This is a genomic window from Sulfuricurvum sp. (assembly GCF_028712165.1).
In the GTDB taxonomy this organism is placed as follows: domain Bacteria; phylum Campylobacterota; class Campylobacteria; order Campylobacterales; family Sulfurimonadaceae; genus Sulfuricurvum.
This window is the reverse complement of sequence record NZ_JAQTQR010000029.1, coordinates 19,674-30,946: the sequence shown is the minus strand read 5'-3', so window position 1 is coordinate 30,946 and position 11,273 is coordinate 19,674. Positions and strand designations below refer to the sequence as shown.

Genomic DNA, 11,273 nt, shown 5'->3' with positions numbered 1-11,273 from the left:
AGTAGAATATTTTTTATAATTATATTGTACTTTCAATGTTTATCACTTCCGCCCGCACAACCTTTTTATCATTCATCGCATCAAACTGATCTCCGACGCTCAATACATCCAAATCGATCACTTTCCCTTCACGGGCAATCTGTGCAAATCCGCTTTTATTTTTATTTTTGGGATGATTGGCTGTAAACCCTTCAGTTAATTGAGTAATCATAAACTGCTTCTGACGCAGTGTCGATTCGATGCTCTGGGTTAGCCTCTCCATCAGCGGAGTAAGCTCGCGTCGGCTTTGCTCTATCCGTTGTGCCATCTGACGATCCAAACGCTCTCTTAGCTCTTTGATGAGTTCTCTCTGAACCTCTAAACGATGTTCAACACCGTGACGTTTAAACGCCTCTTGCATCGATAGGAGCTGTTCGCGTTTGCGCTCCAATCTCTGAGCCACCATACCGTACGCACTGTATCGAATTTCATCGATGCTTTGAAACAGCTCATTTTGATCGGGGAGGAGCATCTGCATCGCGGCACTCGGAGTCGGAGCGCGCATATCGGAAACATAGTCGCTGATCACCCAGTCGATCTCATGACCTACTGCCGACATTACGGGAGTCTGCATCGCAAAAATCGCATCGGCGACGATCTCTTCGTTAAACGGCCACAAATCTTCGATGCTTCCGCCACCGCGCCCGACAACGACCGCATCCACATTTAGCGTATCGGCATAACGCAACGCATCGGCAATCTGTCCCGCTGCGCTGGCTCCCTGAACCAAAACATCCAGAACAACGAGCTTGACCAACGGCCAACGGCTCATAGCCACCCGCTGCATATCCTGCAATGCCGCACCCGTTGCAGAGGTCACCAGTACAATTGTTTGGGGAAATTTTGGGAAGGATTTTTTACGTGAAGGGTCGAAGTACCCTTTTGCTTCTAACTTTTGTTTCAATTGCTCGAACGCTACGGCCAATGCCCCCGCACCGTAAGGTTCGGCACTGAATGCATTGATCTGATACTCACCGCGCGGTTTATAGAGGCTGAGGGCCCCATGCAAAATGATATGAGCCCCCTCTTCGAGAGAGAACTTCAAACGTGCGGCGTTGCCTTTGAACATAACACATTTGATCGCGGATTCATTGTCTTTGAGGGTGAAATAGATATGTCCGCTGCCGTGTTTGGTGACACGGGAGAGTTCCCCCTCGACGCTGACAAATTCAAATGAGGTTTCGAGGAGTATCTTGATCTGTTCATTCAGAGCAGAGACACTAAGTGTAGAGGCCATAGGATTACTTTTTACGGGCAATCATCAAGGTCGAAATATCCATCGAAAAACTTTTGGTATAAAGCATTTCAAAACCCGCTTCTTCGAGTTCGGCTTTCATTTTAGCCACAGTCAGAAACCCCTCGATGGAATCTGGTAAATAACGATACGCTTCATAGTTGCTAGAGATCAATCCACCGATTCGAGGGAGGACATTGTTCATATACCAATCACGTACTTTTCCAAGAGCAGAGGGATTTTCATTTTTCATGAATTCGAGGATCACGACTAATCCGCCCGGTTTGAGGACACGGTTAAATTCACCCAATCCCGCTTGTCGTTCGACTACATTGCGGATACCGTATGAAATACTGATAATATCTGCCGAACCGTCACCTTTTGGAAGCTCGGTTGCCGGGGCAATATGAAACGACATCTGCGGAAATTTTTCCCGTCCGACACCGACCATCCCTTCGGAAGGATCGACACCGACAATCTCTTTTACATTTATTCTTGCTCTCTTTGCGCGACGATCCCAATATCCCATCATATCTCCGGTTCCGCATGCTACATCGACAATAGAATCGACAGTATCAGTAGAACAATAACCAAATGCCAAATCGCATGCTTTTCGACGCCAAAAGGTATCGACACCCATGCTCAGGACTCGATTGGCTCGGTCATACGTTGGGGCAATATCATTGAACATCGATACGATTTTTTCTTGCTTGGTCATAAACGTTCCTATTTTTTCTTCATCCAAAGGATAATATTATCGGTGATTTTAGCGTGCAGTACCTCAAAATCCTCTGTAACGGTTCCAAGAGTTTGTGAACCGCCTCCGATTTTGGGTGCAATGTAACTGAGATACCAATCACTTACAGTGTGACTTGCCTGGAACATCCCTGCGCCCCCTTCGATCATTACTAAACGATAATGACGAATCGGTTCAAAATCAGATGCAATAAACACGTTTCGGTTGGGAATATTAAAAAGAGGGATCGTTCGGTCAAATTCCCCCTCACGGGAATAGATCAATACATCGGGAGCTTTGCCGCCCACCAACCGTGCATCCAGTGTCGGTCGATCAGCCCGTACCGTATTTCCGCCGATGACAATCAAGTCGCATTTATCACGCAATGCATGCATATGTGTACGTGAAACGGCAGAACTGATCGTTCCGTTATCGATCGTCCCATCAAGCCGCTGTGCCCATTTGAAAAACACAAAAGGATCTTGCTGCCATTTTAAAAATGGCTCCAACAGTTTTTGCCCCTCTGCTTCCATGACCCCAAAAACGCATTCTGCCCCTGATGCACTCACTATTTCGCCACCGCCGGCCGCAGCCGGATTGGGGTCTTTATAGCTGATAAAAAGAGATTTTATCCCTAAATCACGAACCAATAAAGCACATGAAGGGGTTTTTCCGCTGTGAGAACACGGTTCCAATGTCACCGCCATTGTGAGTGTTTTAAAGAGGTTATTGTGGTGGGTACGCAAGTATTCGTGTATGTGGTGAGAATCGTCCGAATTTGCTATCGACACATCGCCGCTTAAAGCAGTATAGGCATCACGTAGAGCATAGACTTCGGCATGAGGACCGCCTGCAATTTTATGGGCGCCTACGGATAGTATTGTGCCGTTTTCGGAAATACAGGCAGCACCGACGGCAGGGTTAGGAAAAGTGAGGAGTTGATAGTCCCACGCTGCTTCGAGCGCGAGTTTCATAGCATGGTGTATGACAGCGGTATTCATTACCACTCGAAGTAGGTTTTGGCCTTGCTGATCGAGCGGAAAGGGATTCGTTTTTCGCCATCTTCTTTGGTATTTAGGATGATCTCGTCATTTTCAACGCCGACCATTTCACCCTCATATTTTTCTTTTGAAATAGTACTCAAAGCAACTTTTTCACCTACCGACTGGACAAAGTGCTCCAATGTTTTGAGTTTGCGCTCAATCCCGGGAGAACTCACTTCCAAACGATAGTCACCGCTGACAGGTGATGTAACGTCCAGTAATGGGGAAATCAGATGGGTCGCTTCAACGCATTTATCCAATGTCACACCGCCCGGAGCAGTAACGCTTACACGGAAAATTGTATTTTCATTTTCATTGAAAATGGCTGTATCATACAATGACAAGCCGATTGATTCGACCATTTTTTTGATGTCGCTCTCAAGACTCATCTTTTTTCTCCTTGGCGATTTGGGCGAATAACGCCTCGATATTTTGACTGCGTTTGAGGGTATCGTCAAAGACGAAGGTCATACGCGGGCTGCGGAACCACCCTTGATCTTTCATACAATGTTCTTCGATAATCGGACGGGCTTTTTCGAGCAGTTTTAAAAAAACCGCTTGCTCTTGAGGAGTATAATCGTGCGGATCGAGATACACTTTAGCATCACTCCGGCCACGCGAACAATGGACATCAATGACATCCACTTCACGCACGCGCGCATCAGAGAGTTGGCTGATGGCTTCAGGAATCAATTCTTTGAGAATCGACTCCGTTCGTTTGATTTTAATTTGTGCCGGTGTCACAGAGTTACTTTAGTCTCAATTTTTTTGAAGGTTTCGATTACGTCACCCACTTTAACGTCGGTGTAACCATTGAGGACAACTCCACAATCGAGTCCTTTACCAACCTCTTTGACGTCGTCTTTGAAACGACGGAGAGAGGTAAGATCACCCTCATGGATAACAACACCTTCACGAATAACACGAACCATTCCGCCGCGTACGAGTTTACCGTCAACAACCACACATCCGGCAATTGTTCCGGTACCGCGCGGCATTGGGAACGTGTCACGAACTTCGGCTTGACCCGTATTCTCTTCACGGAATTGAGGAGCCATCATACCGCCGAGCAACAATTTAACATCGTCGATCAATTGATAAATAATAGAATAGGTCTTAATCTCTACACCCATTTGTTTTGCCATAGCATTGACATTACCGGTAGGACGAACATTGAATCCAAGTAGAGCACAGTTTTCACTGTTGTTGACCAAAGCAACGTCGTTTTCGGTAATACCGCCGACACCGCTGGAGATCACTTCAACTTTAACCTCTTCATTGCGCAATTCTGCAAGAGCGGATTTAATCGCTTCAAGAGAACCGTGAACGTCGGTTTTAAGAACCACTTTAAGCGCTTTGATACGACCTTCGGCAATCAACGAGGTCAAATCATCGAATGACGCTTTGGTGCTCAATGAAAGTTCACGATGACGATCGTACTCAGCCCGTTTTTGTGCTACTTCACGCGCTTCACGATCACTTTCCATCGCCATCATTACTTCACCCGACGGCGGTACGTCGCTCAAACCGACGACTACCGCTGTTTGGCTCGGTCCGATTTGTTGAAGTTGTGCTTTACGGTCATTGATCAATGCTCGAACGCGTCCATAAGCACCACCGCACACAATGTTATCTCCAACATGAAGGGTTCCGTTTTGAACGATTACCGTAGCAACCGGTCCACGACCTTTTTCAAGGGTACTTTCAACAACTACCGCTTTTGCCATTACGGTTGGGTTCGCTTTGAGTTCCATCACTTCGGATTGGAGCAAGATCGCTTCTAACAGCTCATCAATACCGGTCATCGCTTTCGCAGAAACACCGACAAACTCGACATCTCCACCCCACTCTATAGGGTTAAGACCAAGCTCGGCCATTTGAGCTTTGACCATATCCGGATTTGCACCCGGCTTATCCATTTTATTGACCGCAACGATAACCGGTACTTTTGCATCTTGTGCATGTTTTACCGATTCACGGGTTTGAGGTTTAACCCCATCATCCGCTGCAACAACGATAACGATAATATCGGTCAATTGCGCACCGCGTGAACGCATAGCACTAAACGCTTCATGCCCCGGAGTATCCAAGAACGTAATCAATTTACCTTTTTGCTCTACCGAGTAAGCACCGATATGCTGAGTAATACCCCCTGCTTCACCGTGAGCAACTTTGGCATTACGGATTGCATCAAGGAGAGATGTTTTACCGTGGTCAACGTGACCCATAATGGTAATAACCGGAGGACGTTCTACCGCACCTTCGCTGTCTTCGTGCGCTTCATCGTATGCCGTCTCAAGATTAAAGGCATCTTTCGGATCGACCGTAGTGACTTCAACACCGAACTCGCTTGCCAAAATTTCGATTTCATCTTTACCAAGGAAGTCATTTTTGGTAACCATCATCCCTAGGTCGAAAAGGACTTTAATAACCGCAGAAATACTTTGTCCTACTTTTTCGGCAAATTCATAGACACGAACGTCTTCTGCGATTTCAACGTGAGTAATCACTTCGTCTTCTTTTGCATCTTTCGTATAGCGTTTACGTGCTTCACGGGAAACTTGACGAGGTTTATTTCGATTAGCACCCTGTTTTTTACCGGCATTACGACCGATCGGTTTTTTCTCTTTCGGTTTTTGTTCCTCTTCAGGTTCAACTTTTGCACCCAAATCATTGAAGTCCATCAATACGACTTGATCTTCTTCATAATCCATTGAGATATCGGAAATTCCGCCGCCGAAGATATCAAGACGAACACCTTGATCTTTTTTCTGAACCGGTCCGCTATTGCTTTGAGCTTTTTTCGCACGCTTTGCTTCCAACTCACGTTGCGCCTGCTCACTCAGTTTTCCGTAGCTGGATACATGTGTACTCTCATGGCGAACAGGAGCAACGACAATTTCTTCTTCTACCGGACGTTTTTTCTTGACAATCTTTAGCCCTGAACGTTTTGGAGCTTCTTCAACCACTACTACTTCTGCTGAGACTTCACTTTTTATCTCTACTGCCGGAGCTGCGGCCTGTACTTTTTCTTCAACCGGAGTGACATCGGCAGGAACTTCATCTACAGAAGCTGACTTGGTAGAAGACTTGGGTGCCGTATTTTCCGTAGACGCCCCGCTCATGATATAGTTCATGATTTGCTCAGCTTCTTCGATTGATACCGAACTCGAGGCAGTTTTTACATTGAGCCCCATTGCGGCTGCTTTATCCACTACCTCTTTTGAATTGATACCAAGCTCTTTGGCAATTTCATGAACTCTAACTTTATCCATCATTAACGATGATCTCCTTTAACCGATTCATTAGCGCTACAGTTGCGCCGTTTTTACATTGACGAGCCAGTTGACCCGGAGTCTTCTTATGGTCGATACAGGATCGGCACATATAAAAACTTCTCCCAACATGAGCATAAGGTTCCAAAAACCCATTGCGACATTGAAGGCGTAAAAGTGCAGATTGAGCGAAGCGCTCACGACAAACCACGCACATGCGTATAGGCTGATGTAACTTTTGCGCCATTATATCCAATACTTTCTTTTATTTTCATTGTTTAACGCCAACGGGGCAAAGACCCCTTGGCTACGCCAATACTGAGTTCTCTTAAGCAGAGTGCCCACGCTTCGCTATTTACCGTTCGACAATAAGTCCATCGTTGTCGAAGCCTAAAATCTTGACCTCGAAATCAGTAAATTCCGCTTTGAATTTATCGGCAAGCATTTGGGCATCTTGATCGTATACCATATTGAAAAATGTCGATCCGCTCCCTGAGAGAGTAGACATCAACGCACCGTTTTCATAAGCCATTTTTTGGACAGCAAACAATTCAGGCAGCATTTTCATCCGTACTTTTTGGTGAAACCGGTCCTGAGTAGCCAGGCGAAGCATCTCCCAATCTTCATTAAAAAATGCCCCTACCGTCACCGCTGTGTGGGAAAGGTTGAAGACCGCATTTTCTTTGCTGTACGATTTTGGAAGAGTTGTTCGTGATTTGGCAGTTGAAATCGGTTTGTTCGGTATAACGACAACCGCTTTGAGATAATCGGGAAGATGTTTTTGCTGAGAGAATACTTTTTGTTTTTCTACCATCGCCGAATTAAAGCCTCCCATCACTGCCGGTGTAATGTTATCGGGATGAGACTCATACACAAGTGCATGATTGAGGATACGACGCTTGGATACTTTGACGCCTGCCGCTTCATGCGCACAGCTGATGGCACTGACAATAACGGCCGATGAGCTTCCCAGCCCTCGTGACATCGGGATTTGGTTGTAGAACGTAAATTTGAAGTTTTGTCGTTTTTGAGTCAAACGACGATAGTGTTCGTTAAAAATTGAGACGAACAGGTTGTTCCCCTTGAGACGGGGGTTATTTTCCCCTTCCCCTTTGATCGAAACGGCAAAAAAACGAGACGGTACCAATTCGACTTGGTTGCGTAAATCAACGGCAAGCCCTAAGGAATCGAATCCCGGTCCTAAATTAGCACTTGTTGCGGGTACACTGACAAACAAATAACTTCCTTATCCTACGGCATCAATCCCATAAAAAGGGAGATTGTCCGAATCAAATTTTTCTAAATCGATATTTTTGGGGAGCTCATATCCGATAATCTCCGGAGAGTTTAACGGAACCACCTCAATTGTAGAGCTATTTTTAACAAAATAGAGCTTTCCAACTGCTTTGATGGGGCTGTTTTGGTTAAAAAAGAAAGCATCACATGCTAAAAGGGGGATTTTTTTCGTAATACTGAGAGTTTTTAGAAAAAGATAGGTGACCTTGATCCCCATAAAACTTCCGGGACCCTTGGCATAAATAAACGTGGAAAAAGTGTAACGCTTCAGCAGCGAATCAAAAATCTCTGCCAATACGTCCGAACTCATCCCCTCGCTTTTTATCTCTTCGACTAACTGTCCGTCTTTGTAGATACCGACGAGAACCGGAGAGCTGAGTGCGATAACGAGGGCATCATGCATACGCTTTTGCCAACTCTTTTGACTCAGCGGTAGCGAGCTCGACGATTTCGTAATTGGCAGGGTCTTTGAGAAGTTCGAGCGTCAATTTGTGATTTAGATCATGACTCCCTGCGAACGCTTCATAATTGCCGATAAAGTTCATCCCGATGAGTGACATATCCCCGATCGCATCGAGAATTTTATGTCGTACAAATTCATCGCCGAAACGCAATCCTTCGGGATTAAGGACTTTTTTATCGTCTAAGACGACCGCATTTTCCAAGCTTCCGCCTAAAGCGAGCCCTTTCGAGCGGAGATACTGCACTTCGTGTACAAATCCGAAAGTACGTGCACGTGCAATCTCTTTTTTGTAGTTTTCTTTCGTAAACTTCAGAATATAGCTCTGTTTATCGATAACAGGGTGTTGAAATTTGATCGTAAAATCGTAATTCATGTCATTTGAGGGGATCAGCTTGACATACTTGTCTCCCTCTTGGACGATGACCTCTTTTTTGATTCGCATAATTTTTTTGGCACTGTCTTGCTGTACAATCCCTGCCTCTTCGAGAAGCATACAGAAACTCATTGAAGAACCGTCCATTACAGGAACTTCATCTGCATCCACGATGACACGGAGGTTATCGATCCCATACGCATAAATCGCTGAGAGCATATGTTCAATCGTAGAAATGGTCACCCCGTCTTTACCGATTACGGTAGCCATTTTGGTATCGACGACATTGGCAGGGAGTAGAGGGATCGATACTCCGGCATCACTGCGATAAAAGACGATACCGCTGTTTACCCCTAACGGTTCGAGGCGTAATTTAACAGGCGAGCCTCGGTGCAAACCGATACCTACGAGTTCGACACTTTTACCTATCGTTGTTTGCAACATATTCGTATTTCCCTTAGCTCGTTCAACTTACTATAATTATACCGTGTTTCAGTGTTGGTTAATAATAACCTTGGCACTCTCAATGACATCGGTAATATTGTCATGGATCCATTTAGTATCCATCCACTCTTCCGGACGAACTTCAATCCCCTGTACCAAGACACCGAAATGAAGGTGATCGCCCATCGCATAGCCGCTAAGACCGGTTTTAGCGATCTCTTGTCCGGCATTGACGCTATCGCCTTCTTGTACATGTAATTCCGAGCAGTGCCCGTAAAGAGTGTACAAGCCGAATCCATGGTCTATAATCGGCAAATTCCCATAGATTCCGTTAGGCTGTGCAAAAACCGTTTTCCCTCCGTTAGAAGCGATGATTGATCCCATATGGACACTGGCCAAATCCAATCCCATATGATAAGCTGACGAAATGTTTTGCTGCCCTTTGTAGCTGTAAATACGGTGATCACCGAAATCGGCAACTTTCTGACCGTTTACCAACGGATAAAAAGGTTGAGGATTAAAATCGGTAATCATAGTATCGGATACTTTTGAAGTGACATCATGGATGATTTTTTCGTTATCCGCACGCACTTTTTCATTGATAATTTTAAATTGTTCCAATCGATCGGTTACCCCTGCGGTTTGATCATAGGTATTGGCCAGTTCTGCAATCTTGCCTTCTAAGAACGCATCGCTGAGTTCAATATTCGATGTACGGTATACATGATCTTTAAGACGAAGAGGCACTGTGCTTTTAGCCACATTTCCGGCACTGTCACGCGCTACAACGGTAGCACTGAAACTTTCTGCTTGCACCGGCCATGCAACCAATGAGGCGTAATATCCCTCTTTCACAAACGGTTGAGCAATGAACGTCTTGCCGAAATTGGTTTCGATTTTCAGGCTTTGCAGATGGGCATCTTCGGCTTTAAAGATAACAATTGCCGTCCCCCCCTTTTGAATTTTATAAGAGTTGCCGATAATCGCAAGGGTCGGCTGGCGTTGATCGATGACAAGGGTATACTCTTGTTTAAAAGTATTCCCCATGAAAAGACCCCATAAACTGTTGTCTGTCGCTTTAATGGTGAGGGTTACGGATGTTGATTCAACACGACGAACCCCTTTAGGAGGAAGAATATCAAATGTTCTTTTTGCCTCATGAGACGGTGTATTGTCTTCAACGACTACCCATTCATCATGTGGCGTTGAGATGGTCGCTTTAAACGATTTGAGCCCGCTTCTGTCCTCAACACTCACATGAATAGGATCTCTGAAATTCCAATACCCATCCTGAGAAATGGTAACTTGCGGAGCTTGACGCTCAAACTTCGGCGAAAAGCCCATAAATCCAACGGCTCCTAATACTAAAACCACCAATATCCATCCAATAATTCCTGAACCGTTTCGACCTCTTCTCACTCAAACCCCTTTTTTATCATCATCGTCATACTCTCTACGAGCTCTACAAAATTTCCCTGTTCTAAATGCGTTCCTGCTCGGTGTACATGCCCACCGCCGCCAAAATGACCCATAATTTTCGAAGCATCAATGGTTCCATCGGTACGCAACGAGAGTTTTAATCCTCCGCGAGGGTGTTCGATTTGAATCATTGCGGCACGAACACTGCGTATCCCCAATGCATCTTCTACCACTCTTTTACATTCAGCGACATCAGCACCTGTCTCTTCTAGAAGAGAGAGTGGTACTTCGAAAAGGGCTAATTGCCCGTCTGCCAAGAGTTTCATCTGCTTCATAAGTGCACCGCGTATTCGAAGCGATGCGAGCGATCGGCGGTGATAAAGCCACTCGATGCACAATGCGTGCTCTGCACCCAACTCAATAAGATCATGCGCCATTGAAAACGTTTTGGCACTGCATTTTGGCGCACTAAAACATTTAGAATCATCCATCAGTCCCGCGTAAAGCGAAAGCGCCATTTTACCATTGATTTTTATACTGTTGGCAACAAAAAAATCATAAACCACTTCAGTTGTACTGATAGCCGAAGTATCGACGATATTGTAGGTACCGAAATCATCATTGCTGATGTGGTGATCGATATTGATAAGCGGCAACGATTTGTTTATCCCCAGCCGTTCATAACTGCCGCAATCAAAACTGACCATACAGTCCGCATCTTCGGGAAAACGGTTGCTCAACTTATCAAACCACGGCAAAAAAGCGAGATTTTGATTTATGTTGTCCGAAACGCAAAAAAGGGTGATTTTTTTTTGGCTGCGAAGCAGATACGAATAAAAAGCGCATGCCGAACCCAAAGAATCGGCATCAGGATTTTTATGTACGATCAATACGATATGACGGGCTGAATCGATCAGTGTAAGCGGCATACAAACCCCTCCAAAGCATTTA

Annotated in this window: 12 protein-coding genes; all 12 read right to left on the bottom strand. The window is 45.3% G+C overall.

Annotated elements, in window-relative coordinates:
* Positions 1 to 19: 19 nt before the first annotated feature.
* Positions 20 to 1,276: an exodeoxyribonuclease VII large subunit gene (xseA, locus tag PHP90_RS06870; RefSeq protein WP_299927274.1), complete on the bottom strand. Its 1,257-nt coding sequence runs from the start codon at positions 1,274 to 1,276 to the stop codon at positions 20 to 22.
* A gap of 4 nt (positions 1,277 to 1,280) precedes the next feature.
* The gene (ubiE, locus tag PHP90_RS06865) at positions 1,281 to 1,991 is read right to left on the bottom strand and encodes a bifunctional demethylmenaquinone methyltransferase/2-methoxy-6-polyprenyl-1,4-benzoquinol methylase UbiE (protein WP_299927271.1); all 711 of its coding nucleotides are present in this window, start codon (positions 1,989 to 1,991) and stop codon (positions 1,281 to 1,283) included.
* Between the two features lie 8 nt (positions 1,992 to 1,999).
* The gene (gene ribD, locus PHP90_RS06860; RefSeq protein ID WP_299927268.1) at positions 2,000 to 2,983 is read right to left on the bottom strand and encodes a bifunctional diaminohydroxyphosphoribosylaminopyrimidine deaminase/5-amino-6-(5-phosphoribosylamino)uracil reductase RibD; all 984 of its coding nucleotides are present in this window, start codon (positions 2,981 to 2,983) and stop codon (positions 2,000 to 2,002) included.
* 26 nt (positions 2,984 to 3,009) lie between these two features.
* Positions 3,010 to 3,441 carry a ribosome maturation factor RimP gene (locus tag PHP90_RS06855; protein WP_299927265.1) on the bottom strand — a complete coding sequence of 144 codons (432 nt, stop codon included), beginning with the start codon at positions 3,439 to 3,441 and terminating at the stop codon, positions 3,010 to 3,012.
* Positions 3,431 to 3,796, bottom strand: a complete 366-nt coding sequence (gene rbfA / locus PHP90_RS06850; RefSeq protein WP_299927262.1) for a 30S ribosome-binding factor RbfA — start codon at positions 3,794 to 3,796, stop codon at positions 3,431 to 3,433. Before rbfA ends, PHP90_RS06855 begins: the two co-directional genes overlap by 11 nt.
* Positions 3,793 to 6,330, bottom strand: coding sequence for a translation initiation factor IF-2 (gene infB / locus PHP90_RS06845; RefSeq protein WP_299927259.1), 2,538 nt, complete (start codon positions 6,328 to 6,330; stop codon positions 3,793 to 3,795). Before infB ends, rbfA begins: the two co-directional genes overlap by 4 nt.
* Positions 6,320 to 6,544 carry a hypothetical protein gene (locus PHP90_RS14000; RefSeq protein WP_366141104.1) on the bottom strand — a complete coding sequence of 75 codons (225 nt, stop codon included), beginning with the start codon at positions 6,542 to 6,544 and terminating at the stop codon, positions 6,320 to 6,322. Before PHP90_RS14000 ends, infB begins: the two co-directional genes overlap by 11 nt.
* 138 nt (positions 6,545 to 6,682) lie before the next feature.
* The gene (thrB, locus tag PHP90_RS06840; RefSeq protein ID WP_299927256.1) at positions 6,683 to 7,564 is read right to left on the bottom strand and encodes a homoserine kinase; all 882 of its coding nucleotides are present in this window, start codon (positions 7,562 to 7,564) and stop codon (positions 6,683 to 6,685) included.
* Between the two features lie 9 nt (positions 7,565 to 7,573).
* Entirely contained in the window at positions 7,574 to 8,026 is a 453-nt protein-coding gene (locus tag PHP90_RS06835; protein WP_299927253.1) for a hypothetical protein, read from the bottom strand.
* A complete protein-coding gene (gene lpxC / locus PHP90_RS06830) occupies positions 8,019 to 8,903 on the bottom strand; it encodes a UDP-3-O-acyl-N-acetylglucosamine deacetylase (RefSeq protein ID WP_299927250.1) in 885 nt (294 codons plus the stop codon). The genes PHP90_RS06835 and lpxC overlap by 8 nt, the downstream gene beginning before the upstream one ends.
* 48 nt (positions 8,904 to 8,951) lie before the next feature.
* Complete coding sequence (locus PHP90_RS06825) at positions 8,952 to 10,322, bottom strand: M23 family metallopeptidase (RefSeq protein ID WP_299927248.1); 1,371 nt, start codon at positions 10,320 to 10,322, stop codon at positions 8,952 to 8,954.
* Entirely contained in the window at positions 10,319 to 11,251 is a 933-nt protein-coding gene (locus PHP90_RS06820; protein WP_299927247.1) for a DHH family phosphoesterase, read from the bottom strand. The genes PHP90_RS06825 and PHP90_RS06820 overlap by 4 nt, the downstream gene beginning before the upstream one ends.
* Positions 11,252 to 11,273: the final 22 nt, after the last annotated feature.

What these genes read in the sequence shown, in the direction of transcription:
- lpxC (WP_299927250.1), bottom strand. Translation starts at nt 8,903, where the DNA reads ATGTTGCAAACAACGATAGGTAAAAGTGTCGAACTCGTAGGTATCGGT.
- xseA (WP_299927274.1), bottom strand. Translation starts at nt 1,276, where the DNA reads ATGGCCTCTACACTTAGTGTCTCTGCTCTGAATGAACAGATCAAGATA.
- PHP90_RS14000 (WP_366141104.1), bottom strand. Translation starts at nt 6,544, where the DNA reads ATGTGCGTGGTTTGTCGTGAGCGCTTCGCTCAATCTGCACTTTTACGC.
- infB (WP_299927259.1), bottom strand. Translation starts at nt 6,330, where the DNA reads ATGATGGATAAAGTTAGAGTTCATGAAATTGCCAAAGAGCTTGGTATC.
- ubiE (WP_299927271.1), bottom strand. Translation starts at nt 1,991, where the DNA reads ATGACCAAGCAAGAAAAAATCGTATCGATGTTCAATGATATTGCCCCA.
- ribD (WP_299927268.1), bottom strand. Translation starts at nt 2,983, where the DNA reads ATGAAACTCGCGCTCGAAGCAGCGTGGGACTATCAACTCCTCACTTTT.
- PHP90_RS06835 (WP_299927253.1), bottom strand. Translation starts at nt 8,026, where the DNA reads ATGCATGATGCCCTCGTTATCGCACTCAGCTCTCCGGTTCTCGTCGGT.
- PHP90_RS06855 (WP_299927265.1), bottom strand. Translation starts at nt 3,441, where the DNA reads ATGAGTCTTGAGAGCGACATCAAAAAAATGGTCGAATCAATCGGCTTG.
- PHP90_RS06820 (WP_299927247.1), bottom strand. Translation starts at nt 11,251, where the DNA reads ATGCCGCTTACACTGATCGATTCAGCCCGTCATATCGTATTGATCGTA.